The sequence below is a fragment of the Streptomyces sp. DSM 110735 genome, assembly GCF_016482685.1.
Taxonomy (GTDB): Bacteria; Actinomycetota; Actinomycetes; order Streptomycetales; family Streptomycetaceae; genus Streptomyces.
On the sequence record NZ_JACYHF010000016.1, the window covers coordinates 23,836 to 48,380 of the forward strand.

Genomic DNA, 24,545 nt, shown 5'->3' on the forward strand with positions numbered 1-24,545 from the left:
CACCGGCGCCCGGCCAGATGCCCCGGCGCCCCTCCCGGCTCATGCTGCCACGCAAGATCCGCGAGAGAGCGCCCGGCCCGCCGCCTCACTCGAACAGCGACACGTCCCCCGCGCCCCGGCGCACGATCTCCGGCTCCCCGCCGGAGAAGTCCACCACCGTGGTCGGCTCCGTGCCGCACTCCCCGGAGTCCACCACCGCGTCCACCACATGGTCGAGCCGGTCCTTGATCTCCCAGCCCTGCGTCGGCGGCTCCGCCTCGTCCGGCAGCAGCAGCGTGCTCGACACCAGCGGCTCGCCCAGCTCCGCAAGCAACGCCTGCGTCACCACATGGTCCGGGATGCGCACCCCCACCGTCCGCTTCTTCGGATGCAGCAACTTGCGCGGCACCTCACGCGTGGCGGGCAGGATGAAGGTGTAACTCCCGGGCGTCGCCGCCTTGATCGCGCGGAACACGTCGTTGTCGATCTGCACGAACTGTCCGAGCTGCGCGAAGTCCCGGCACATCAGCGTGAAATGGTGCCGGTCGTCCAGATGACGGATCGAGCGGATGCGCTCCATGCCGTCCTTGCTGCCCAGTTGGCAGCCCAGCGCGTAACAGGAGTCCGTGGGATACGCGATCAGCGCCCCCGAACGGACCGCGTCGGCGATCTGCGCGACGGCGCGCGGCTGCGGGTTGTCGGGATGCACGTCGTAATACTTCGCCATCCGCCGAGCTTAAGCCGTCCCCGCGTTCCGCACGCGCACCCCGCCCGCGCGGCCCCCACCGCGCCGTGTTCTGCGGCACACCCAGGCGTCACACGCCCGCACTTCGGGTAACGTCCACCGACGAAACCCGAGGTCAGCAGCGATATGAGGAGCGAGACGACGTGGCCGCCCGAGCAGCCGACGGCCCCCGGGAGCCGTACGGCCCCGACGCCCCCTGGGCGGAGCAACTGCTCGACCAGCTCCGCCCCGCCGCCCGCGACCCGCGCCGCGTCGTCGCGTGGCTCGCCCAGACCGTCCACGCCTCGGTCAGCCTCCAGGACGCGCACGGCACCGTCCTCGCGGGCGACCCCCTGCCGCTCGACGCCGCGCTCGTCGGCCGCGTCGCCCGGGGCGGACTCTCCTCCGCCGCCCTGGAGGAGGACGGCCGCCACCTCCGGCTCACCACGACCACCGGCGCCGCCCTCGCCGTCGCCCGCGCCGAACCCTTCGACCGCCGCGCCGCCGAGATCGTCCACCGCACCGCCACCGTCCTCGCCCTCCTGCTGCGCGAGGCGGAACTCGCCGACGCCGGACGCCGGTTGCGCCGCGCCTCCGCCGACCTGCGCCTGGCGATCCTGCAACTGCTCATGGTCGAGGAGGTCGTCTCCGCCCGCCGCGTCGCCGCCGGACTCTGGCCCGGTCTGCTCGAAGCGGACACCGCCCGCGTCTACGTCGTCGAGGCGTCCCCCGCCGAACGAGACGCCCTCGCCGAGGGTTGCGCCCGGGCCACCGAGGGCGGCGCGCTCGTCGTGCGCTGCCCCGCCATGGACGGCCACGTCATCGTCGTCAGCCCCGCCCCCGCCGCAGGACAGCGGCTGCGCGCCCTCCTCGGCGACCGCCCCGGCGTCTACCTCGGCGGCAGCACCCGCCAGCGCCTCGCCCGCACCGCCACCGCCTACGGACAGGCCGTCAGCGCCCTCGCCGTCGCCCGCCACCGCCCCGACCGCAGCGCCGTCTACGCCGAACGCACCCACCCCGAGCGGCTGTTGGACCCCGCCGCCCTGCGCGCCTGGTCCGCCGCCCTGCTCCGCCCGCTCGACACCCTGCCCCACCACATCCGCGCCGAACTCCTCGCCACCACCCGGCTCGGCCTCGACTTCACCGCCGTCAACGCCGCCAAAGTGCTCGGCGTCAGCCGCAACACCGTCCGCGCCCGCATGGACCGCGTCGCCGCCCTGCTCGGCACCGACCTGACCGACCTCACCGCACGCGCCGCCGTACGCCTCGCCCTCGTCACCGAAGCCGCGCACGGACCGTACGACCCCGCCGCCGCCCGCCCCCGTACGCCCGCCGGACTCGGCGGACTGCTCGGCTCGCCCGCGCTGCGCGAGTGGGCCGGCACCCTGCTCGGCCGCCTCGACGACGACGGCCGGGACCTGCGCGGCACCCTGCGCGCCTGGATCGCCGCCGGGGCCAACGCCGAACGCGCCGCCCGTGAACGGGGCGTCCACGCCCAGACCGTGCGCGAGCACGTCCGGGCCGCCGAACCCGTCCTGGAACGGCAGTTGCTGGCGGGCGGCACCGATCTGTACGAGGTGGTCCTCGCCCATCTGGCCTGCGGCGACCTCCGTCCGCCCCCGCACGACGGATCGAACGGGGACCAAGCGGACGCCCCTGTGCACGAGTGAGTGGTCGCCGCCCCGGACCGGGCACGGACGCGATGGCCACCACCGCGCGCCGCGCGTAGATTCGACGGTCGGTGGGGCACGACCGGAGCGGGGGACCGGTCGGGGCCCCGCCCCCTTGTGCCGTCCTGCTTCGCGGCAGCTCAGCCCTGCTTGGCGGCCACTCAGCGCGCCGCGGGCTGCGCGGGCAGGTCGAAGACGTGTCCCGGGGAGATGATCCGCGTGATCGCCTGCCCGAACAGCGTGCTCGGCTCCTGCCCGTCGTGGTCGATGTCGGTGTTCAGCAGCACCACGAGCGTGGTCCGCGCCGAGGGCAGATAGACGGTCAGCGACTCGTACCCCGGCAGCGAGCCGTTGTGCCCGATCCAGCCGTGCACGTCGAAGATGCCGAGCCCGTACCCCGCGCCCGGCACGCCCGTCGGCGGGGTCACCAGGCGCTGGCGCTGCGTCGACGCGTCGAGCATCCTTCTGCCGTCGGGGAGTTCACCCGTCGCCACCGTGGGAGCCCATGTCCGCAGATCGTCCAGCGTGGAGACCATCGCGCCCGCCGCCCAGCCCCAGGACGGGTTCCAGCCCGCCGTCTCCTCGACCTTCCCGTCGGCGGTCTGGTTCGTGTACCCCTGCGGATGCGGCTTCGGGAACTCCGCGCCGGACGGGAACGACGTACGGTTCATCCCCGCCGGGTCCAGGATGTGCTCCTGGATGTAGTCGCCGAGTTGCTGCCCGCTTTGCTGCTCCACGACCAGGCCGAGCAGGATCAGATTGGTGTTGGAGTAGTCGAACTTCCGCCCCGGCTCGAAGAGCGGCGGGTGCTTGAAGGCGTAGTCCAGCAGCTCGCGCGGGGTGAAGGAGCGCTGCGGATCGGAGGTCAGCGCCTTGAAGAAGTCCGGGTCGTCCGAGTAGTTGTACAGTCCGCTGCGCATCCCGGCCAGTTGCCGCAGGGTGATCCTGTCGCCGTTCGGGACACCGCCGATGTACTTGGCGATCGGGTCGTCCAGCGAGACCTTCCCCTGGTCCACGAGCTGGAGCAGCGCGGTGACCGTGAACGTCTTGGTCTCGCTGCCGATCCGCGTGTACAGGTCCGGCGCCATCCGGCGCCCGTCGCCCTTGTCGGCCACCCCGAAGGAGCGGACGTAACTTCCCTCGTCCGGCGTCCAGATGCCGACCGTCACCCCCGGCACCCGCGCCTCGTCCATCACCTTGCGCACGGCGTCGTCCAGTCGGTCCGCAACCTCGGGCGTCAGCGCGCGCACCCCGCCGTCGGAGCTGTCCGACGGGGAGGGGCTGGGCGCGGCGGACGGTGCGAGCAGCGGGGCGGCTCCCGCCGGAGCGGCGGCGAGCGGCAGAGCGAGCGCCACGGCGGCCAGAGCGGCGGCCGTCCCCCGGCGCGTGCGTACGGGTGAACGGGGCATGGGCTGCCTCCAAGCACCTCGGACACGACCGTGGCACCTGGGGCACGACCGTGCGGTGGGCGAGACGTCGACGACCCGAAGTCCCAGCATAGGAGCGCTCAGCGGGCGCCGCCCGTCGGCACCGGTGCCAGCGCCAGCACCGTCGCGTCGTCGCGGACCTCGTACCCGAGCCGCCGTACGTCCGTCCACAGCGCGCTCGGCAGCTCGGGCGCGCCGTGCCAGGAGAGCGCGGCCAGCCGCTCGGGCACCGGGTAGAAGGCGCCGTCGGCGTTGCGCGCCTCCCACAGCCCGTCGGAGGCGAGCAGCAGCCGGTCGCCCGGACGGAGGTCCACCGTCACCTCCTTCGGCGGATCGACCCCGACCAGACCGATGCCCAGCGGCGGTCCCGGCGTCACGGTCGTCTCCCAGGCGCGGCCCGCGCGCAGCAGCACCGGGGGCGGATGCCCGCACGCCACCACCCGCACCGAGCGCATGTCGGCGGAGAACTCCAGCAGCACGGCCGTCGCGAACAGCTCCGCGTGCCGCACCCCGGCCGAGTCCACGGTGAGCCTGCGGTCCATCCGCGCGGCCACCGCCTCCAGGTCCGGCTGGTCCAGCGTCGCCTCGCGGAACGCCCCGAGCAGCGCCACCACCGTGGCCACCGCCTCAAGACCGTGCCCCCGTACGTCCCCCATCACCGCGCGCACCCCGTACGGCCCGTCGCGCACGTCGTAGAAGTCCCCGCCGACCAGCGTCCCGCCCTGCGCGGCCCGCGAGAACCCCGCGCACGCGACCGCGCCGACCCGCTCCGGCAGCTCGGGGAGTACGGCCCGCTGCACCGCCTCGCCGATCGCGCGCTCGGTGCCGAGCTGCGCGTCCCGGTGGCTGCGCACATAGGAGACGAACACGCTCAGCACGGAGACGAACACGATGGTGAGCAGATCGGTGTCGCCGGGCCGGTTCAGATGGGTCAGCGGCATGAGCAGGGCCACCACCACCAGCACACCCAGCAGGGCGGTCGCCAGCGGACCGTACGACAGCACCGCGAGCGGCGGGATCGCGCCGAGCAGGAATCCCAGGTCGCCCGCGTGCGGGGTCACCAGTGTCGCCAGGGACACGGCCACCAGGAGCAGCACCGGGAGCACCCGCACCCAGCTCGGCGGCGGCGCACCTCGCAGCCAGCCGCGACGTTCCCGGCTCCGGCGCCCTGACCGGCCGCGCAACGATCTCACACGGCCACGCTACGCCGGGGCCGCCACCGGGGCCTTTTCCGGACACCCGGCCGGGGCAGGCACCCCCCGACCGGCCGACCCCGCCCGGGGCGACCCGCCCCGGCCGCCCGGCGCCTAGCCCGCCGTCGCCGCCGTCAGCCGGGACTGCGCCACCGACAGGATCTCGGTGATCCGCAGACCGAACGCCGCGTCGCACGGATGCGGACGGCCCGTGCGCGCCGCGTCCCGGAGCGCGTCGACAGCCCGGACCAGCGCGGGCACCGCGCCCTCCGAGCCGCGGGGGAGGAGGGACACGCCCGCCTCGCCGCGCAGCTCCACGTCCGCGCCCGCCGCGGCGGGGGGTGCCGTCAGGCTCAGGGTCAGCGTGCTGGAGGCGCCCGTCGCGTGGTCGAGCACCAGGTGGACGGTGTCCGAGGGACCGTGCACCGCCGAGAGGACCTCGCGCACGTCACCGAGGACCGGCAGCAGCACCGACAGCGCGTGCGGACCCACGTCCCACAGGGCACCCTTCTCGCGCCGCCAGGGCGAGGCGGCGAACGGGCTGCCGGTCGTGAACACCGCGCCCAGCCACTGCGCCCGCGCCGTGAACCAGCCCGACTCGGCAGCCTGTTCCTCGATCCACTCCTCCGGCTCCTTCTGGAAGCGGGTGGTCAGGAACACCACCGAGGCGACCCCGGCCCGCTCCACCGCCCGGGTCACCTCGCGCGCCTCGGCGACGTCCACCGCCAGCGGCTTGTCCAGGAGCAGATGGCAGCCCGCACGTGCCGCCCGCACCGCGAGCCCCGCCTGCACCGACGGCGGCAGCGCCAGCGCCACCGCGTCCACCTCGGCCAGCAACGCGTCCACGTCCTCGTACACCGGGACGCCGTACTCCGCAGCCAGCTCGGCGGCAGCCTCCGGGCGGCGCCCCCACACCCCGGCGAAGTCCACGGCCGTGTGGGCCGCGAGCGCGGGCGCGTGCGCCGCCCGCGCCCAGGGTCCCGTCCCCAGCAGTCCGATGCGCATGTCGCGTTCCTCTCCGTCGAGCCGGTCGTCCGGCGTCAGGGCGCCATGTCCCTCTCGCCCCTCAGATACGTCCGCCCCGGCTCTCCGTCTCCGGCCAGCCAGCGCGCGATGGTCCGGGCGATCGGCTGACCGGTCTCCAGCTCGACGAAACCGAACTGGCCCGACTGATTGCACTCCAGGAACCACCACACCCCGTCCCCGTCCTCGGCGAAGTCGAAGGCGCCGTAGGTGAGTTCCGCCTCGCGCAGATAGCGGTGCACGGACTCGGCCACCCGCGGCGGCACCTCGGCGGGCAGCCAGGGCGAGACGGAGGGCGCGAACCGTACGTCCACGTCGTCGGGGTGGGCGTCCGGATCGGCCGGTTTGCGCGCCGCGAGCAGCCGGTCCCCGACGGCGGTCAGCCGGATGTCGGCCCGCTTGGCGACCCGCTGCTGGAGCAGGGTCGGACCGTAGGCGACGGCCGTGAAGTCGGTGTCCGGCGCGACCCGGCTGGTCGGCACCGCACGCGGCGGCTCCTGCGGATGCGCCCCGGAGACCGGCTTGACCACCAGGTCCGGGTAGCGGTCCGCGAACTCCCGCGCCGCCTCGGGAAACGTCGTGATCAGCGTGGCGGGCACGGCGAACCCGCTGCGCCGGGCCACATGCAGTTGCCAGGGCTTGTACCGGGCGCGCCGGGCCGCGTCCGGATGGTTCATCCAGCGTGCCCCGGCGCACCGCAGCATCCCGTACAGCGCCTGGGTGGACTCCTCCGTCAGCCAGTCGGACGGCCGGGCGGCGCGGGCGGCCGCCCGGCCGGGGCGGCGCACCCACACCGAGCGCAGCGCGCCGACACGCACCAGACGGCCGCCGACGGACAGATGCCCGTCGGCGGACCCGCCCGTCAACTCGCCCGACAACGCCACCCCGTTGGTGAGATCGGCGGGATCCAGCCGGACGACGGGTACGCCCGTCTCGCCCAGGTGGAGGACCACCATGTCCGCCGTCACGTCCTCGTCGCTGGTGAGGATGAGCACGGTCATCGTCCGGGGCCCGCGCTTCAGTCGTCGAAGTGGGTCTTGGAGCCCGCCGTGGAGGTGGTGGTCCCCAGGGCGTGCAGCGTCGCGTGGTCGGTGGCGGCGATCCTTCCGTCCGGGAGGACGTTCAACTGGAGCCCCGAGTCGTACGCGTACGGGGCGGGGACATCCAACTGCACAGCGGGTCGTGCGTAGTTGAGCGTGAACGGTTGCATGGTCGTCCTCCCTGATTCGTTCTTTCACGTCCTTATACGAATCGAACGATTGGTTGGTTTCCTCACACTCCGTGACCGGTGTCCGGAGGTGGTGCGGGCAGCGCCCTTCGGCGTCAGCCGGAAAGACGCCGGGGGCGGGGAACTGGCTGCGTCAAATCGCCGCGGGTTCGGCGGAGTTCGGATGCCCGCGCGGCGACTCGCCACGCCCTGGGACCGGTTCAGCCGGTCAGGGCCGTACGGGCCGCCGTCAGAGCCTGGTCGGCGTAGGACCGGCCGAACAGCACCGCGTGCACGAGCAGCGGGAAGAGCTGATGTATGCCGACCCGGTCGCGCCAGCCCGCGGCGAGCGGGGTCGTCCGCTCGTACCCGGCGAGCACGTGGTCCCACTCGGGACAGCCGAACAGCGTCAGCATCGCGAGGTCGGTCTCCCGGTGCCCGCCGTGCGCGGCCGGGTCGATGAGACGGACGTCACCGTCCGCGCCCCAGAGCACGTTGCCCTGCCACAGGTCGCCGTGCAGCCGCGCGGGCGGCTCGGCGGGTCCCGCCAGTTCGGGCAGCCGCTCACACACCGTCTCGACCACGGACGCCTCGCCCGGCCGGATCGTCCCCGCGTCCACCGCCGCGCGCAGATACGGCAGCACCCGGTGCTCGGCGTACCAGCGCGGCCAGTTCTCGCCGGGGACGTTGCGCATGGGCGCCCGGCCGATGAACGCCTCCTCGGGACCGTCCGGCGGCGCGGCGCCGAACGCGGGCGCACCGGCCGCGTGCAGCTCCGCCAGCGCCTGGCCGAAACGCAGCGCGGCACCGGCGTCCGGACGCCCGGTCGGCACGTGCTCGGTGACCAGCCACCGCTCGTCGGCGCCGAGCACCTCGGGCACCCGCACCGCCCCGGCGGCGCCGAGCCAGCGCAGCCCCGCCGCCTCGGCGCGCACCGCGCCCGGGGCGTCGCCGCGCTTGACCATCACCGCCGTACCGTCCTCGAGCATCACCACCGCGGGCGACCCGGACGGAGCCTGGCCGTTCGCGGGACGGCGCCCGGTGAGCCGGGACGCCACCGCCCCTGGAGCCTCGCCTTGCTCGATCACGCCCACAGGGTACGACCCGTCAGAGGTGCCCCATGGGCGGAACTTCGCGCTTTACTACGACGAAATCCGGCCAAAGTTGTGTCGCCGCAGCGCGGTCCTCCGTCTCCGGCGTGATCACCGTTGACCCGTCCGGGGGCGCTCGCGGCGTGTCGCTGGGACAGACGGGTGGAGAGGTGACCCGGCTGGGCGGCCTGGATCGCGCGCCGGGGCGGGCTGCTCGACGGTTGTCGTGTCGGGGCCGGGTCCTGACAGCCGATGAGGTATCCGCTGCCCGGCCACGGCGGAAGGACACCGATATGCGTTCTGCCCGCATTCTTCTCGCCACGGCGGCCGCATCCGCCGCCCTCGCCCTCGCCGCCCCCGGAGCCGCGCTCGCCGGGGACGACGGTGGCCGGGACGACTCCTCGTACAACAAGCAGGACAGCGGCTCCGGCAGCGACCACGGCAAGGGGTCCGGCAAGGGCTCAGGCGACGACCAGGACAAGGGGTCCGACAAGGGTTCCGGCAAGGACTCGGGCGGCGGCTACGGCGACGGCGGCGGCTACGACGAGCCGCGCGGCGGCATGCACACGGGCGGCGGCGCCCTCGCCTCCGTCCTCAGCAGCGGCAGCAGCAGTGGCAGCAGCAGCGGCAGCGGCGACGACTGGAGCTCCAGCGGCAGCGGCAGCGGGAGCGGCGACAGCCGCTTCGACCCGGAGACCTACAAGGACAAGGGGGACAGCGGCAAGAGCGACTCCGGCTCCGGCTCCGGCAAGGGAGACGGCGGCAAGGGAGACAGCGACGACGAGCCGCGCGGCGGGATGCACACCGGTGGCGGCGGACTCGCCGACGACTCCGGCATGTCGACGGGCGGTCTCGCGGTGCTCGTCGCGGGCGCGGCCGGGGCGTACGTGCTGCGGCGCCGGAAGGCGTCCCGTTCGGCCTGACCGGACTGCCTTCCCCGCCCCTGTCGTCGGACTCCCCGCGCCCGCCCGCCGCGGACGAAGGGAGTCCGGCGACAGGGACAGGGGCCACGGCCGCCGGTACCCACCCGGTCCGGCGGCCGGCGCCCCGGTCCCGAAACGCGCTGCCGTGACCGAGTGAGGTGGTGTCCGATGGCAGCAGATCCCTCCCCGCACCGCGCCGACGAACAGGCTGCCCGCGGGGGCCGCCTGACGTTGTGGAGCGTGGCGATCGTCGTCCTCGTGCTCAGCGTGCTCGGCGGCCACCACGGCACCGGCACGGTCCCGGGCGCGGCACGCGCCGCCGGTACGACCGCCGCCACCGGACCGGCGGGTCCCGCGCTGCCCCGGTCCGCCCCGACCCGGCTGATCATCCCCAAGATCGGGGTGAACGCCCCCTTCACCGCCCTGGTCCTCGGCTCCGACGGCCGCCTGGAGCCGCCGCCCGCCGACAACACCAACCTGGTCGGCTGGTACAGCAAGGGCGTCTCGCCCGGCGAGAAGGGGACCTCGGTCATCGCCGGACACGTGGACACCAAGACCTCCGCCGCCGTCTTCGCCGGTCTGGAGGCGCTGCTCCCCGGCGACCATTTCACCGTCGAGCGCGCCGACGGGCGCACCGCGAAGTTCGTCGTGGACAGCGCCGAGACCTTCGAGAAGGACGACTTCCCCAGCGACCGCGTGTACGACAACGCCTCCCGCCCCGAGGCGCGCCTGATCACCTGCGCGGGCGACTACGACCACACGGCCAAGGACTACACGGAGAACCTGGTGGTCTTCGCGCACCTGGTGTGACGCTCGGCGGGCGCGGGCGCGGGCGCGGGCGCGGGCGCGGGCGCGGGCGGGGGTGGGGGTGGGCGCGGGGTGTGCTCGGTGGATGCCGACCGCGCTCAGCGGACCCGCGCCGCCAGCGGACCGCCCGGGGCGAAGGCCAGCGCGGCGAACCGCTCCCCGATGCGCCGGTGAGCGGCGCCGTCCGGGTGCAGCCCGTCGGGCAGCGGCAGCTCCGCGAAGTCGGTCCCGCCGTACAGCTCGCGCCCGTCGAGAAGGTGCAAGTGCCTGTCCTCGGCGGCGCGTTGACGCACGATGCGGGTCAGCTCCTCGCGGATCACGTTCAGCGTCAGCTTGCCCTGGTCCCGCTCCGCCGGATCACCGGCCGCCCGGAAGGCGAGGCGTCCCTCGCTCAGCGCGGTGAAGTCGGGCAGCGTCGGTCCCGGCGTGTCCTCGTGCATCGGGCACAGGATGGGCGAGACCACGAGCAGCGGTGTGTCGGGGTGCCCCTCGCGGATTGTGTCGAGGAAGCCGTGCACGGCGGGCCCGAAGGCGCGCACCCGCATCAGATCGGTGTTGACCAGGTTGATGCCCAGCTTGACGCTGATCACGTCCGCGGGCGTGTCCCGCAGCGCGCGGGCGGTGAACGGGTCGAGCAGCGCGCTGCCGCCGAGACCGAGGTTGATCAGCTCCACCCCGCCGAGCGCGGCGGCGACGGCGGGCCAGGTGCCGGTGGGAGACGCGGCGTCCGAGCCGTGACTGATCGAGCTGCCGTGATGCAGCCACACCGGACGCTCCCGCTCCCCTGCGGCGGTGACGGGCGCGTCGGTGCGCAGCGCGACCAGCTCGGTCGTCTCGTTGTGCGGCAGCCAGATCTCCACGACCTTGTCCTCGGGGGACAGACCGGTGAAGCGCGCGGTGCCCACCGGTCCGGGACGCCGCTCGGCGGTACCCGCCGCCATGTCGATCAGCAGGGTGTTCCCGCCCGCGACGGAGGTGCTGCCCGCCGGGCGCCCGTCCACCAGGAGGTCGTAGACGCCCTCGGGGCGGGGCGGCGCGCCGACGTAGACCCGCTTGGTGGGCACGGTGTCCAGCTCGACGGTGGTGGCGCGGGTACGGAACACCAGCCGTACGCCCGCCGGTTGGGACTCCACCATGTGCAACTGGGGGTCGGCGCACTGGGCGCGGGCGCGCCTTGGCAGCCGGTGGGGGAGCAACCCCCGCTCGGTGCGCTCCAGTTCGAGGGCGCCGCGCACGAGGTCGTCGGTGAGGGGCGTGGTGGTCAGGTCGTCGGAGACGGTGGTCATCGGCACTGCCTGTCGGAAGAGAAGGGGATCTGTGGTCGGGAAGGGGGCGCGCGCTCGGTCAAGTCGCCTGGGCGGAGGGCCAGTTGCGCAGCAGCGCGTCCAGCGCGTCCAGGCTGCGCTCCCAGGACTCCTGCGAGCCGGGGGAGCTGTGGTCGAAAGCGCCCGCCGACTCCAGCCCGACCCAGCCGCTGAACACGCTGCCCAACAGCCGTACCGCATGGGTCTGTTCGGGCTCGGGGAGGTCGTAGCCGCGCAGGATCGCCCGGGTCATCCGCGCGTGCCGTCCGCCCGCGCTCGCGGCGGCGTCCTCCGGGTCGAGCCGGTAGGAAGCCGCGGCGAAGCGGCCGGGGTGGGCGCGGGCGTAGTCGCGGTAGGCGTTGGCGAAGCCGGTCAGGGCGTCCTTGCCGGCCCGCCCCGCGAGCGCCTCGGCGGCGCGGTCGGCCAGCTCCTCCAGCGCGAGCAGGGCGATCCGGGTCCGCAGGTCGTGGTTGCCCCGCACGTGCGAGTACAGGCTCGCCACCTTCACGTCGAACCGCCGGGCCAGCGCCGACACCGTGACCTGGTCGAACCCTGCCTCGTCGGCCAGCTCCGCCCCGGCTCGGACCAGCCGCTCCGTGCTCAGACCCGCACGCGCCATGGAACACCTCCTGGGAAGACAGGACGATTATGCGGGTGCCTAAAGCTATTAGGCAAATAGGAATGATCCTTAGCCTCGGAAACGGCACGACGGCCGCCGACCGGGGTTTCCGGTCGGCGGCCGTCGTGGGGTCGCCGGTGCGTGCGCGGTCGGAGCGTCAGACCGTGGTCGCCGGGAACGTCGGGTACTCCACGCCCGACACGTGCTGGACGATCCGGACCACCTGGCAGGAGTAGCCGAACTCGTTGTCGTACCAGAGGTAGAGGATCGCGTTGTCCCCGTCGACCTTGAGGGCGCCGCCGTCGACGATCGAGGCGTGCCGCGAGCCGATGAAGTCGCTGGAGACCGCGTCGGGTGCCGTGGTGAAGTCGATCTGCCGCTTGAGCGGGGAGGTCAGCGACACCTCGCGCAGGTAGTCGTGCACCTCGTCACGGGTGGTCTCGCGGCCGAGCCGGAGGTTGAGGATCGCGATCGACACGTCCGGCACCGGCACCCGGATGGAGCTGCCGGTGATCGGCGCCTTCAGCTCCGGCAGCGCCTTCGACACGGCGGACGCGGCACCGGTCTCGGTGATCACCATGTTGAGCGGCGCGGACCGGCCCCGGCGCTCCGCCTTGTGGTAATTGTCCAGCAGATTCTGGTCGTTGGTGAAGGAGTGGACCGTCTCCACATGGCCGCGCAGCACACCGAACTCGTCGTCCATCGCCTTCAGCGGCGGCACGATGGCGTTCGTGGTGCAGGACGCGCAGGACAGGATCCGCTCGTCCGGCTTGATCGTGTCGTGGTTCACGCCGTGCACGATGTTCGGCACGTCGCCCTTGCCGGGCGCGGTCAGCACGACCTTGTCGATGCCGGGCCGCAGATGCTTCGACAGCCCCTCGCGGTCACGCCAGTTGCCGGTGTTGTCGATGAGGATGGCGTCCCGGATGCCGTACTCGGTGTAGTCCACGGCGGACGGGTCGTCCGCGTAGATCACCTGGATCGTGTTGCCGTTGGCCACGATCGTGCCCGCGTCCTCGTCCACCGTGATGGTGCCCTGGAACTGGCCGTGGATCGAGTCGCGGCGCAGCAGCGAGGCGCGCTTGACCAGGTCGCCGCCCGCCCGGGCGCCACCGCCGCGCACGACGACCGCGCGCAGCCGCAGACCGTTGCCCGACCCGGCCTTCTCGATCAGCAGCCGGGCGACGAGCCGGCCGATCCGGCCGAAGCCGTAGAGCACCACGTCACGCGGCTCGCGGCGCTCGATCCTGTCGTCGCCGGCGGCCCCGGCGACCGCCTCGGCGGTGAACTCCGCCACGCTCAGCCCCCGGTCGTCCGCCTGGTACAGCGCGGCGAGCATCCCGAGGTCGATCTGGGACGGCCCGAGGTCGAGACCGGCCAGTGCCTGGAGGAACGGCATGGTCTCGGTGACCGACAGCTCCGCGCCCGCGATCTGCCGGGCGAAACGGTGCGTCTTGAGGATGCTGACCACCGACTTGTTCACCAGGGAGCGGCTGTGCAGCAGGACGGTCACGTCCCGCTCGCGGTGCAGCTTCCCGATGATCGGGATCATCGACTCCGCGATCTCCTCGCGGTTCTTCCAGTTCGTGAACGAGTCGTCGTTGACAGTCACAGATCTATCTTTCGAGCTAGGCGGCGCTCATATGGTGAACACACCCTACTTCTACCTGTTCACGGCACTGCCGGGGGGTGCCTCCGAACAGCCGCGACCCCCTCGGCATCCCTGAAACAGCCCTGAATCAGGGGTGATCGTTCCTGAATCAGGGTGGAAGACGGGGCGACACCCGGGCCGCGCGTTGCACCGCCCCCACCCCGTGTCCAAGGTCGGAACGTGATCACGTCCTCCGTGCCGCGGCCCGAACCGGTCGCCCCCCTCCGTCCCCCGCGCGCCCGTCCCCTGCGCGCCCGAGCGCTGCCCGGCGTCGTCCGCGCCAGGATGCCGGACGGCGCCCTCACCGCCCTCGCGCTGTTCGCGGGCGTCCGGCTGGCCGGGATCGCCGCCGTGATCACCGGCAACCTCCTCGCCGGTCGCCCCCTGGTCCACAACCTCGCCCACGCCTGGGACGCCCGCTGGTATCTGCACATCGCCGAGCACGGATACGGGCGCCTCATCTGGATCACCCCGACCGGCGGCGTCCAGACCGACTGGGCCTTCTTCCCGCTCTACCCCGCGCTGATCAGAGCCCTCACCCAGGTCTTCCCGCTCGCCCCCGGCGCCGCCGCCCTGCTGATCTCCTGGACCGCCGCCCTCGTCGCCGCCTACGGCGTCTACCTCGTCGGCCATCTGCTGCACGGCCGCGCCGTCGCCACCGCCCTGGTCGGGCTGTGGGCGGTCCTGCCGCACGCCGTCGAACTCACCGTCGCCTACACCGAATCCCTCTTCGCCGCGCTCGCCGCCTTCTCCCTGTACTGCGTGCTGCGCCGCCGCTGGCTGTGGGCGGGCACCCTCGCCCTGCTCGCCGGGCTCGCCCGCCCCACCGGCTTCGCCGTGGCCGTCGCCGTCTGCGTCGCCGCCGCCCACGAGGCATGGCGCCGGCACGGCCGTGTACCGCCCGCGCTCTGGATCGGCGCCCTCCTCTCCCCGCTGGGCTGGCTCGGCTACGTCCTCTGGGTCGGTCTGCGCACCGGCGACGTGCCCGGCGGCTACTTCACCGTGCAGAGTGCCTGGGGCTCCCGCTTCGACCTCGGCGCGGGCGCCGTCCGCTTCCTCGGCGCCCTCTTCGCCCACGGCGGCAAGTTCGTCTACCCGGTGGCCCTGCTCGTCGTCGTGATCTCCCTCGTCCTGTTCGGACTGCTCTGCCTGGACCGCGCCCCGCTGGTCCTCGTGGTCTTCAGCGGCGTCCTCGTCCTGCTCGTGCTCTGCGGCTCCGGCTCCTTCTCCTCCAAACCGCGCTTCCTGCTCCCGGACTTCCCGCTGCTCATCCCGCCCGCCCGGGCGCTCGCCCGCGCCTGGGCGCCCCGCCGCGCCCAGGTGCTGCTGATCGGCGGCGCCCTGGCCGCCGTCTCCCTGGTCTACGGCGCCTACGTCATGCTGGCTCACGCCCCGCTGTGACCCGTACGGCCGCTGGGGCTGTGCGAGCGCCGCGATCGGGGGTAGGAGGGCAGGCCCGAGGAAAGGAACGCCATGACCACGTACGTCATCACCGTGCCCGGTACCTTCACCGACGGGATCGAGCCCGACGCCCGCGCACGGCTCGGCCGGGCCCTGCGCCCCGCCGACCCGCACACCACCACCATGGGCAGCGACGAGGACCTGGACGCCCTCACCGTCAACGAGGACGACACCTTCACCCTGCGCCTGACCGTCGAGGCGGACACCGGCCCGCACGCCGAGCAGGAAGCCCGGCGCCTGGCCGACTCCGCGCTGCGCACCGCAGGGCTCGACGAGCGCACCGCGCCGCTCGGACCCGCCGTGATCACCGGCATCGATTCGCAGGTGCGCTGACCGGTCGTACCGGGTATTCACCCTACGAGACGACAAGACGCCAGGAATCGCTCACAAGGTGCCCCAGGTGTCTCCGCCCAGCCGGAAGTGACCGATGTTCCGCAAGCGCTCCACGGACGACGGCGACGAACTGCTGGCCCGACTCGGCTCGCTCACCGCGCAGGCGCGCGAGCGGGCGGAGCTGCAGCGCACCCAGGTCGAGCTGGCCATCGCCCTGCAACGCGGCATGCTGCCCCGGGACCTGCCACGCCTGCCCGGACTCCATCTGGCGGTGCGCTACGCCCCCGCCTACCAGGGACTGAACGTCGGCGGCGACTGGTACGACGCCTTCGCCATGCCCGACGGCCGGATCGGTCTGTCCATCGGCGACGTCCAGGGCCACAACATCGAGGCCGCCGCCTTCATGGGCCAGGTCAGGGCGGCCCTGCGCGCGCTCGCCTCCGTCACCAGCGAACCCGGCGAACTCCTCGCCCGCACCAACGACCTGCTGCTCACCCTCGGCAGCGACCTCTTCGCCACCTGCACCTTCCTGCGCCTGGACCCCGCCACCGGCGTCCTGGAGAGCGCGCGGGCCGGACACATCCCCTTCGTCTGGGCCACGGCGGACGGCAAGTCCGGGGTCGTCCACGACCTCGGCGGACCGCCGCTCGGCATCCAGAGCGGCATGGAGTACCGCGTCACCCGTCACCGGCTGACCACCGGGGGAGTGTTCGTCCTGCTCACCGACGGTGTGGTGGAGGGCCCCTCGCTCAGCATCGACGAGGGGCTCGACCAGGTCGTACGGCTCGCGGGCATCGCCGCCGTCGCGGGTCTCGAGGTGCACGCGCTCGCGGCCGCCGTGATCAAGGGCGCGGAGAACATCGGGCACGAGGACGACGCCGCCGTGCTCGTGGTCGGACACGACGGCCCGGACGACGCGGGGTAGACCGTAACGTCGCGCAGGGCGGCTGCTTCCCGACGGCGCACGGGTCCATACGGCCCCGCCGTTTCAGTCTTAGGGCCGGTCGGCGCCCCTCTCGCGTGGCCGAGGACGCGGCGCCGGTGTGAAAGTGCTCATGTGGTGGCAATCCTGGACGCGCGCCGGGCGGCCGGCCCGGCCCTCAGGATCCTGGCCGTCGCCGCCTGCTACTTCACGGCGGGCTGGCTCGGGCTCATGCGCCGCCTCGTCGTGGACGGCGTCGTCGTCACCCCCATCTGGCCGCCGACCGGCGTCGCCGTCGCCGCCCTGCTCCTCCTCGGGCTGCGCTGCTGGCCCGGGATCACCCTCGGGGCGTTCCTGGTCGTCGCCTACCTCGGCACCCCCGCGCCCTACGCCCTCGGCTACATGCTCGGCAACACCGCCGCCCCCCTGTGCGCGGCCGTACTGCTGCGCCGTACCGGCTTCCGCACCGACCTGAGCCGCCTGCGCGACGGCGTCGCCCTGGTGTTCCTCGCCGCGCTCGGCGCCATGCTGATCAGCGCCACCACCGGCGTCGGGCTGCTCGTCGCCACCGACGCGCTGCCCCCGCACGCGTTCCCCACCGTCTGGCTCGCCTGGTGGGTGGGCGACGCGATGGGCGTCCTGCTCGTCACCCCGCTGCTGCTCCTGCTCCGCCAGGCCCGCAAACCCCCGACCACGCGCTGGAAGGAGGCGCTGGCGCTCGCGGTGGCCGCCTGCTGCGTCGTGCCCCTGGCCGTCTACAGCTCCTTCAGCCTGCTGTTCCTCGTCTACCCGGTCATCATCTGGGGCGCGCTGCGGTTCGAACTGGCGGGCAGCGTGGGCTGCGCGCTGCTCACCTCCGTGCTGGCCGCCCGCGCCGCCACCGAGGGCACCGGGGCGTTCGCCGAGTTGAGCCGCGTCGAGGTCATGGCCAAGCTCCAGGGCTTCAACGGGACGATGGCGCTGACCGCGCTCCTGCTGTCCGCCGTGATCACCGAGCAGCGCCACACCCGGCGCTCCGTCGAACACGCCTGCCAGGAACTGGTGGAGGTGCTCGAACACCTCACCACCGGCGACGGACCGCCGCCCAGACCCGCGCCCTCCACCCCCTACGCCCCGGACCGGCCCACACCGCCCGGCCGGGGACCCTGACCGGGACTCCTCGGTGTTCCGGCGGAACCGTCAGTGCTTGGGCGGGACCGTCAGGGGGAGCGTCGCGGTCACCTGCTTGCCCCCGTGGTGCGGAGTGACCTCCCACGTGGCGCACAGCAGCGTCACCAGCCGCAGCCCGTGCCCGCCGATGCGTCCGGGGTCCGGCGGCTGGGGCCGGGGCGGATCGGGGGAGCCGTCCGTGACGCCGATGCGCAACGCGCCCCCGTCCGGGGACAACTCCAGCAGTAGCGCGAACGGTCCCGCCGCGTGCTTGAACGCGTTGGTCACCAGCTCGCTGACCACCAACTGGGCGTCCTGCACCACCCGGCGGGCCGGTACCGGCCGCACCCGGGCCAGCAGCGCACCGACCGCCTCCCGCGCCTCGGAGAGCGAGGGCACACCGGCGTCCCACTCCCGCCTGGCGCGCAGAGGCGCTGTCGTGCCGATGCGTGCGGGCAAGCGTGTCCCCGTCGTCTGCGTCCTGAAGGGGAGGTCCATGGGTCGTCGCCCTTCTCCTCAGGGGCCGTTCCGATCCCTTCCTCGCGATCACGGAAGGCCGTGCCGTCCCTGTTGCGGTTACCCGCTGTGCCGCCGGACAAGAGCATCCGGCCCTCAATCGCCCGATCGCACACCCGTCCCAGGTGAGCGCTCCTGTGACACGCCCGCGCCCGCACACACGGGCGGGCCCGGAGCCCCGTGAAGGGAACTCCGGACCCGCCCGGCACCGGTGCGGTGTGGCGCCGGTTCAGTGTTTGAACGTGTCCTTCGTCTTCTCCTTGGCTTCGCGGGCATCCCCGCGCGCGCCTTCCATGCGGCCCTCGGCTTCCATCTTCTCGTTGCCGACGGCGCGGCCCATCGTCTCCTTGAGCTTGCCCTTGGCCTGTTCGGCCTTGGCCTTGGCCTTCTGGTCGCCAGCCATGGGGTTCACATCCCAACGTGTCTCGGGTCCGCTGTCCCCCTCCGCCTGTCCGCTCCGCCCGGGTCCAAACCCGTACGGCACTTCCGTCCCCACCGGAACATTTCGAGGGCTTCGCCGGAACACCCCGTGTGCCGGGTCCCCACACCGTCAGCGATGCCGACGGCGCCGGACCACATGGCGTACGACCAGCGCCGCGACCACCACGGCCACGCCGATCAGCACATAGCGCTGGTAGCGGACGATCTCGTCGTACACCGTCGTGATGTGGCTGCCCGCCACATAGGCCAGCGTGCACCACAGGCCCACCCACAGGGCCGCGCCGAGCGCGTTGAAGGCGAGGAAGCGCGGCCAGGGCATCCGGGTGGTGCCCGCGATCACCCCGTTGGCCTGGCGCAGCCCCTCGACGAACCGGGCCACGGTGACGATCTTGCCGCCGTGCCGGTGGAAGAACTCCTCGGCCGCCTGGAAGCGCTTGGGCGTCAGGAAGACGTACTTGCCCCACCGCTCCACGAAGACCCGGCCACCGGTACGACCGATCACGTAGCCGAGGTTGTCGCCGAGCACGGCCGCGACGAACGCGATGCAACCCACGGCCACGATGTTCAGTTCGCCCGCGCCCGCGTAGACCCCCGCCGCGAGCAGAATCGTCTCGCCGGGTGCGGGCACCCCGAAGTCCTCCAGGAAGACGACGGCACCCACCGCCCAGTAGCCGTAATGGCCGAGCAGCGGGGCCAGATCGGCCAGCGGGCCGGGCAACGGAGGCGCCATGCCCCAACGGTACGCCGCACCGGCCCGCTCGCCCGCACTGACCTGCGGGAAGACCGCCCAGGGGGGCTCCAGCGGGTGCTGGTTCCGCCGGTCTTCGCGCGCCCTAGGCGCGGCCGACGGGGTCCGCCGCGGGCTCCGCCGCCTCGGCCGTCGCCTCCACCGGCGCCGGGCGCGACCGCCGCCACCGGGTCAGCCGCATCGCGACCGCGTCGGTGTAGCGAGCGGTCAGCGGGCCGACGACGACCAGGATCAGCACGTACGCCGTGGCCAGCGGACCGAGCCGGGAGTCGATGCCCGAGGTGACGGCGAGACCCGCGATGACGATCGAGAACTCGCCCCGCGCCACCAGCGTGCCGCCCGCCCGCCACCGGCCGCGCACGGAAACCCCCGCTCTCCGCGCCGCCCAGTAACCCGTGGCGATCTTGGTGAGCGCGGTGACGACGGCCAGCGCGAGCGCGGGCAGCAGGACCGGCGGGATGCTCGCCGGGTCGGTGTGCAGGCCGAAGAACACGAAGAACACGGCCGCGAACAGGTCCCGCAGCGGCGCCAGCAGATTGTGGGCACCCTCGGCGACCTCGCCGGACAGCGCGATGCCCACCAGGAAGGCACCCACCGCCGCCGACACCTGGAGCTTCTGCGCCACACCCGCGACCAGCAGCGTCAGACCCAGCACGACCAGGAGCAGCTTCTCCGGGTCGTCGCTGGAGACGAACCGGGAGATGACCCGGCCGTAGCGCACCGCGACCAGCAGGACGATCCCGGCGACGCCGAGGGCGACGGCGAGCGTGACGCTGCCCGCCGCGAGACCGGTCCCGGCCAGCAGCGCGGTGATCACCGGCAGATAGACCGCCATCGACAGGTCCTCGAGCACCAGGATGCTGAGGATCACCGGTGTCTCACGGTTGCCGAGGCGCCCCAGATCGCCGAGGACCTTGGCGATGACGCCGGAGGAGGAGATCCAGGTGATGCCCGCGAGGACCACGGCGGCGATGGGACCCCAGCCGAGTATCAGCGCCATCGCGGCGCCGGGCAGCGCGTTGAGCGCGGCGTCCACCAGCCCCGCCGGGTACTGCGTCCGCAGGTTGGAGACGAGATCGCCCGCCGTGTACTCCAGGCCCAGCATGAGCAGCAGCAGGATCACGCCGATCTCGGCGCCGATCGCCACGAACTCCTCGCTCGCGCCGAGCGGCAGCAGACCGCCCTCCCCGAAGGCGAGACCCGCGAGGAGATAGAGGGGAATGGGAGAGAAGCGCAGCCGCGCGGCGAGACGGCCGAGCAGTCCGAGGGCCAGGATGATGGCGCCGAACTCGATCAGGAAGACCGCGGAGGAGTGCATCCCGATCACTCCCTGCCGAGGATGGCCGCGGCCGCGTCGACGCCCTCGCGGGTGCCGATCACGATGAGCGTGTCCCCGCCGGCCAGCCGGAAGCCGGGACCGGGGGAGGGGATGGCGTCCGCGCGGCGCAGCACCGCCACGATCGAGACGCCGGTCTCGGTGCGCATCCGGGTCTCGCCGAGCAGCCGCCCGTTCCAGTGCGAGACCGAGGACAGCGCGATCCGCTCCGCCACCAGACCCAGCTCGGTCGTGGACAGCAGGTTCGGGCTGTGGTGCGTCGGCTTCAGCGCACCGGCGAGGGCGTCCGCCTCCCCGCCGGTGAGCTGGACCGAGAGCGCGCAGGCGTCGGGGTCGTCCTCGCGGTAGGCGCTGAGCGTGCGTGACCCGTCCCGGTGGGCCACCACCGAGAGGCGGCGTTGTTCCTTGGTGGTGAGGTCGTACCGGACGCCGATTCCCGGCAGTGGTGTCCTACTCGTGCGTGCGGCGCCCATGGCGACCCCCCTGACTGACTTGACTGTTTCTTGAAGTGGCCATTACCGGCACCTTATCTTGACGGTGCGCGGCCACGGGGGGAAACAGCCTGGTCAGGTGGGTTATGTGTCTTTTGTCCCCCCTGTTTCGGAGGTCGGTCGACTGTCGAAACAGGGGGGAGAGGAGATCGCCCGGACGCCGGGAGTCACGGGCAGGGGGCGGGGGGTCTCAGCCGCCCATGGTGCCCAGCCGGGCCTCCCGCCACAGGTCGACGCCGCCGTCGGTGGCGTACTTGTCGATCTCGGCCAGCTCCTCGGCGGTGAACTCCAGGTTCTCCAGAGCCGCCACGTTCTGCTCCAACTGCTCCACCCGCGAGGCGCCGATGACCAGCGAGGTCACCCGCTCGTCCCGCAGCGCCCACGCCAGCGCCATCTGGGCGAGGGTCTGACCGCGCCGGGCGGCGATGTCGTTCAGGGCGCGCAGCCGACCCCGCATCTCCTCGGTCAGCCAGGCCGGGTCGAAGGACTTGCCCTGCGCGGCCCGCGAGTCCTGCGGCACGCCGTCGAGGTAGCGACCGGTGAGCAGGCCCTGCGCCAGCGCCGTGAAGCCGATGACGCCGAAGCCCTCCTCCTCGGCCGCCTCCAGCAGTCCGTCGGTCTCGATCCAGCGGTTGAGCATGCTGTACGACGGCTGGTGGATCAGCATCGGGGTGCCCAGCTCACGCAGGATGGCCGCGGCCTGCCGGGTGCGCTCGGCGTCGTAGGAGGAGATGCCCACATAGAGCGCCTTGCCCTGGCGGACGGCCGTGTCGAGCGCCCCCATGGTCTCCTCCAGCGGGGTGCTGGCGTCCAGCCGGTGGGAGTAGAAGATGTCCACATAGTCCAGGCCCATACGCTTCAGCGACTGGTCCAGGGAGGCCAGCACATACTTCCGCGAGCCGCCGCCCTGACCGTAGGGGCCGGGCCACATGTCCCAGCCCGCCTTGGTGGAGATCACCATCTCGTCGCGGTACGGCGCGAGGTCCTGCCGCATCAGCCGACCGAAGTTGATCTCCGCCGAGCCGTAGGGCGGACCGTAGTTGTTCGCCAGGTCGTGGTGGGTGATCCCGAGGTCGAAGGCGCGCAGCGCGATCTCGCGCTGGGTCTCGAAGGGGCGGTCGTCGCCGAAGTTGTGCCAGTAGCCCAGGGAGAGCAGGGGGAGGTCCAGCCCCGAGCGGCCGGTGCGCCGGTAGCGCATGGTGCCGTCGTAGCGAGCGGGGTCCGCGACGTGGTTCATCGGGTGTTCTCCGGGTGGTGCCGTAGGGGTGCCCCGAGACAAAAAGGGGCTGGTCCACCCTGCGCCTTCAAGATTCGGAAGTCCAACCGTCGTCTGTCATGGAATTGAGCGGCCCGGCTTCTGAATCACCCGTGTGCGACCGGTCCCGTCACCTGTGTGCGACCGCCCCGGATTTTCCGCCCTCGTGTGTGCGGTTCCCCCATGTGCCTGTTGTCGGTGTGACGTGCGGGGCGCTGGGCAGCAGGATGAGGCACAGGGCAATGACCCGGTGCCGCCGGGGTGCGCGCACGACGGCGGCACCGGCGGTGAAGGGAGCGGCACGTGAGCGATGCGACGTCCGACGGCGATAGGCCGCACAGGAGGGGGTCGAAGGCATCGCAGGCCGTCACGGCACTGCCCCGCCAGGTACGCGAGGAGCTGACCCGCAGACTCCGCCGCAACCGGGGAGCCTTCGGCAAGGAGGACGTCCAGGTCGTCGAGCCGCCGCTGCTCAAGCGGGCCGTCGGCGCCTCGGCGCTCGGCAACTGCATGGAGTGGTTCGACTTCGGGGTCTACAGCTACCTCGCCGCGACCATCGGCAAGGTCTTCTTCCCCGGCGCCTCCCCGGGCGCCCAGGTCATCTCCTCGTTCGCGACCTTCGCGGCCGCGTTCGTCGTACGACCCCTCGGCGGTCTCTTCTTCGGCCCGCTCGGCGACCGGGTCGGACGGCAGAAGGTGCTGGCCACCACCATGATCATGATGGCGCTCGGCACCTTCGCCATCGGCGTCATCCCCGGCTACGCCACGATCGGCATCGCGGCGCCGATCCTGCTTCTGGTGGCCCGCATGGTGCAGGGCTTCTCCACCGGGGGCGAGTACGGCGGCGCGACCACGTTCGTCGCCGAGTACTCACCCGACCGCAGGCGCGGCTTCCTCTCGAGCTGGCTCGACTTCGGCACCTTCGTCGGCTACGCCCTCGGATCTGCCCTGGTCACGGGGCTGAACCTGTGGCTCACCGACGCCCAGATGCTCTCCTGGGGCTGGCGCATCCCGTTCCTGGTCGCCGGACCGCTCGGGGTCATCGGCCTCTACATGCGGCTCAAGCTGGAGGAGTCCCCGGCCTTCCAGCAGCAACTGGACGAGCACGAGAAGAGCCTCGCGCAGGAGTCGGCGGGCAGCGAGTTCAAGGACATCATCCAGCGGCACTGGCGCGGACTGCTGATCTGTATGGGTCTGGTCCTGCTCTACAACGTCACGAACTACATGGTCACCGGCTATCTGCCGACCTACCAGACCGAGACGCTGAAACGATCCAGCAGCTCCGCCGACGTCCTCGTGCTCATCGGCATGGTGTGGATCGTCATCCTGATCACCTTCCTCGGCCGCCTCAGCGACCGGGTGGGCCGACGCCCGCTGTACGGCTGGGCAGCGGCCGCCATGATCGTGCTCGCCATCCCGGCGTTCCTGCTGATCAAGGCGCACGGGACCTGGCTGCCGATCCTCGGCGTGCTGATCCTCGCCACCCTGCTCGCCTGCTTCGCCGCCCCCAGCGCGGCGACCCTGCCCGCCCTCTTCCCCACCGCCGTCCGTTACGCGGCCATGGGCATCGGCTTCAACTTCGCCGTCGCGGCGTTCGGCGGCACGACCCCGCTGGTCACCGCCGCGCTGGTCGACGTCACGGGCGACGACCTGATGCCCGCGTACTACCTCATGCTGGCGGGTCTCATCGGTCTGATCACCGTCAAGTTCCTCCCCGAGACCGCCCAGGTGCCGCTCAACGGCTCCCGTCCGATGGTCGGCTCGCGCGAGGAACGCCGCGAGCTGATCAGCACGTCGAAGGAGCTGTACGCGCTGGCGGAGGAACGGACCGGGACGGGACGCGGCTGACGCCGTCCTGCGCCGTCAGGCTCCCGACGGGGTGGCGGCCTTGAGCCGCCACCCATGGCCCCCGCAGTCGTGCCGCAGCGGCGGGAAGCGGTGCCCCTTCACATCGGTGCTGTACTCGTGCGCCCGCCCGCAGTCGCACTCGTAGATCCCGGAGGCGGGGACCACATCCCCGGGGTGATACAGCTCGGCAGATGTCTCGTCGCTCATGATTTCTGTGTACAGCGCGGTGTGGGGCGGCGCGAGCGGAGCGGGACGCCTCAGCCCCGCCAGCAATTGCCCGAGCACACGCGCGGCGTCGCGCCGACGCTCCGGCCGTGATGACCACACGGCGGGCAGCACCACTCCGACGAAGGCGCTCAGGAGCGTCAAGGACAGCAACAGCGCGGGCAGTTCGGCGGAAAACCGGGACATGGGCTGGTCTCCTTCT

General features: G+C 72.6%; 25 protein-coding genes. 8 read left to right on the plus strand and 17 right to left on the minus strand.

The annotated features are described in order from the left end of the window. Positions 1–85: 85 nt before the first annotated feature. Positions 86–706 (minus strand): L-threonylcarbamoyladenylate synthase, encoded by a 621-nt coding sequence (locus IF655_RS22535; RefSeq protein WP_199586872.1) that lies wholly within the window; start codon positions 704–706, stop codon positions 86–88. Positions 707–867: 161 nt separating this feature from the next. Between IF655_RS22535 and IF655_RS22540 the strand changes: the two genes are divergently transcribed. Then, a complete protein-coding gene (locus tag IF655_RS22540) occupies positions 868–2,373 on the plus strand; it encodes a helix-turn-helix domain-containing protein (RefSeq protein ID WP_199586873.1) in 1,506 nt (501 codons plus the stop codon). A 161-nt stretch (positions 2,374–2,534) separates the two neighbouring features. Here the strand turns inward: IF655_RS22540 and IF655_RS22545 are convergent, their stop codons facing one another. The 6 genes from IF655_RS22545 to IF655_RS22570 form a co-directional block, all read right to left on the minus strand. Continuing rightward, entirely contained in the window at positions 2,535–3,782 is a 1,248-nt protein-coding gene (locus IF655_RS22545; protein WP_199586874.1) for a serine hydrolase, read from the minus strand. A 98-nt stretch (positions 3,783–3,880) separates the two neighbouring features. Further along, the gene (locus tag IF655_RS22550) at positions 3,881–4,993 is read right to left on the minus strand and encodes a PP2C family protein-serine/threonine phosphatase (RefSeq protein ID WP_199586876.1); all 1,113 of its coding nucleotides are present in this window, start codon (positions 4,991–4,993) and stop codon (positions 3,881–3,883) included. Between the two features lie 114 nt (positions 4,994–5,107). Then, positions 5,108–5,998, minus strand: a complete 891-nt coding sequence (locus IF655_RS22555) for a Gfo/Idh/MocA family protein (RefSeq protein WP_199586877.1) — start codon at positions 5,996–5,998, stop codon at positions 5,108–5,110. A gap of 35 nt (positions 5,999–6,033) precedes the next feature. Further along, a complete protein-coding gene (gene tgmB, locus IF655_RS22560; RefSeq protein WP_199586878.1) occupies positions 6,034–7,017 on the minus strand; it encodes an ATP-grasp ribosomal peptide maturase in 984 nt (327 codons plus the stop codon). A 17-nt stretch (positions 7,018–7,034) separates the two neighbouring features. Continuing rightward, positions 7,035–7,226 (minus strand): putative ATP-grasp-modified RiPP, encoded by a 192-nt coding sequence (tgmA, locus tag IF655_RS22565; RefSeq protein ID WP_199586879.1) that lies wholly within the window; start codon positions 7,224–7,226, stop codon positions 7,035–7,037. A gap of 218 nt (positions 7,227–7,444) precedes the next feature. Then, on the minus strand, positions 7,445–8,281 hold the full coding sequence (locus IF655_RS22570) for a fructosamine kinase family protein (RefSeq protein WP_199586996.1): 837 nt from the start codon (positions 8,279–8,281) through the stop codon (positions 7,445–7,447). Between the two features lie 326 nt (positions 8,282–8,607). Between IF655_RS22570 and IF655_RS22575 the strand changes: the two genes are divergently transcribed. Both IF655_RS22575 and IF655_RS22580 read left to right on the plus strand, forming a co-directional pair. Next, complete coding sequence (locus tag IF655_RS22575; protein ID WP_199586880.1) at positions 8,608–9,237, plus strand: hypothetical protein; 630 nt, start codon at positions 8,608–8,610, stop codon at positions 9,235–9,237. Between the two features lie 168 nt (positions 9,238–9,405). Then, positions 9,406–10,047, plus strand: a complete 642-nt coding sequence (locus IF655_RS22580; protein ID WP_199586881.1) for a class F sortase — start codon at positions 9,406–9,408, stop codon at positions 10,045–10,047. 95 nt (positions 10,048–10,142) lie between these two features. Here IF655_RS22580 and IF655_RS22585 read toward each other — a convergent pair whose 3' ends face one another. The 3 genes from IF655_RS22585 to IF655_RS22595 form a co-directional block, all read right to left on the minus strand. Beyond that, positions 10,143–11,330 carry a GDSL-type esterase/lipase family protein gene (locus IF655_RS22585; protein ID WP_199586883.1) on the minus strand — a complete coding sequence of 396 codons (1,188 nt, stop codon included), beginning with the start codon at positions 11,328–11,330 and terminating at the stop codon, positions 10,143–10,145. 58 nt (positions 11,331–11,388) lie between these two features. Further along, the gene (locus tag IF655_RS22590; protein ID WP_199586885.1) at positions 11,389–11,967 is read right to left on the minus strand and encodes a TetR/AcrR family transcriptional regulator; all 579 of its coding nucleotides are present in this window, start codon (positions 11,965–11,967) and stop codon (positions 11,389–11,391) included. 157 nt (positions 11,968–12,124) lie between these two features. After that, positions 12,125–13,579, minus strand: a complete 1,455-nt coding sequence (locus IF655_RS22595; RefSeq protein WP_199586887.1) for a glyceraldehyde-3-phosphate dehydrogenase — start codon at positions 13,577–13,579, stop codon at positions 12,125–12,127. A gap of 219 nt (positions 13,580–13,798) precedes the next feature. Between IF655_RS22595 and IF655_RS22600 the strand changes: the two genes are divergently transcribed. From IF655_RS22600 to IF655_RS22615, 4 genes are all read left to right on the plus strand, one after another. Further along, a complete protein-coding gene (locus IF655_RS22600; RefSeq protein WP_199586889.1) occupies positions 13,799–15,019 on the plus strand; it encodes a hypothetical protein in 1,221 nt (406 codons plus the stop codon). A 72-nt stretch (positions 15,020–15,091) separates the two neighbouring features. Further along, positions 15,092–15,412 carry a hypothetical protein gene (locus IF655_RS22605; RefSeq protein ID WP_199586890.1) on the plus strand — a complete coding sequence of 107 codons (321 nt, stop codon included), beginning with the start codon at positions 15,092–15,094 and terminating at the stop codon, positions 15,410–15,412. Positions 15,413–15,506: 94 nt separating this feature from the next. After that, positions 15,507–16,337, plus strand: coding sequence for a PP2C family protein-serine/threonine phosphatase (locus tag IF655_RS22610; RefSeq protein WP_199586891.1), 831 nt, complete (start codon positions 15,507–15,509; stop codon positions 16,335–16,337). Positions 16,338–16,469: 132 nt separating this feature from the next. Further along, the gene (locus tag IF655_RS22615) at positions 16,470–17,483 is read left to right on the plus strand and encodes an MASE1 domain-containing protein (RefSeq protein ID WP_199586892.1); all 1,014 of its coding nucleotides are present in this window, start codon (positions 16,470–16,472) and stop codon (positions 17,481–17,483) included. Positions 17,484–17,513: 30 nt separating this feature from the next. Here IF655_RS22615 and IF655_RS22620 read toward each other — a convergent pair whose 3' ends face one another. From IF655_RS22620 to mgrA, 6 genes are all read right to left on the minus strand, one after another. Then, positions 17,514–17,942: an ATP-binding protein gene (locus IF655_RS22620; protein ID WP_206776287.1), complete on the minus strand. Its 429-nt coding sequence runs from the start codon at positions 17,940–17,942 to the stop codon at positions 17,514–17,516. A gap of 286 nt (positions 17,943–18,228) precedes the next feature. Beyond that, on the minus strand, positions 18,229–18,402 hold the full coding sequence (locus IF655_RS22625; RefSeq protein WP_018545989.1) for a CsbD family protein: 174 nt from the start codon (positions 18,400–18,402) through the stop codon (positions 18,229–18,231). 147 nt (positions 18,403–18,549) lie between these two features. Further along, positions 18,550–19,170: a DedA family protein gene (locus tag IF655_RS22630; protein ID WP_199586893.1), complete on the minus strand. Its 621-nt coding sequence runs from the start codon at positions 19,168–19,170 to the stop codon at positions 18,550–18,552. Positions 19,171–19,273: 103 nt separating this feature from the next. Further along, a complete protein-coding gene (locus IF655_RS22635) occupies positions 19,274–20,506 on the minus strand; it encodes a cation:proton antiporter (protein ID WP_199586894.1) in 1,233 nt (410 codons plus the stop codon). Positions 20,507–20,511: 5 nt separating this feature from the next. After that, positions 20,512–20,997, minus strand: coding sequence for a cation:proton antiporter regulatory subunit (locus IF655_RS22640; RefSeq protein WP_199586895.1), 486 nt, complete (start codon positions 20,995–20,997; stop codon positions 20,512–20,514). A gap of 208 nt (positions 20,998–21,205) precedes the next feature. Beyond that, the gene (gene mgrA, locus IF655_RS22645) at positions 21,206–22,252 is read right to left on the minus strand and encodes an L-glyceraldehyde 3-phosphate reductase (RefSeq protein WP_199586897.1); all 1,047 of its coding nucleotides are present in this window, start codon (positions 22,250–22,252) and stop codon (positions 21,206–21,208) included. 321 nt (positions 22,253–22,573) lie between these two features. Here mgrA and proP point away from each other — a divergent pair, with 321 nt between their 5' ends. Next, positions 22,574–24,118, plus strand: a complete 1,545-nt coding sequence (gene proP / locus IF655_RS22650; RefSeq protein ID WP_374100314.1) for a glycine betaine/L-proline transporter ProP — start codon at positions 22,574–22,576, stop codon at positions 24,116–24,118. A gap of 15 nt (positions 24,119–24,133) precedes the next feature. Here proP and IF655_RS31260 read toward each other — a convergent pair whose 3' ends face one another. Beyond that, on the minus strand, positions 24,134–24,529 hold the full coding sequence (locus IF655_RS31260; RefSeq protein WP_242488872.1) for a hypothetical protein: 396 nt from the start codon (positions 24,527–24,529) through the stop codon (positions 24,134–24,136). Positions 24,530–24,545 lie beyond the last annotated feature (16 nt).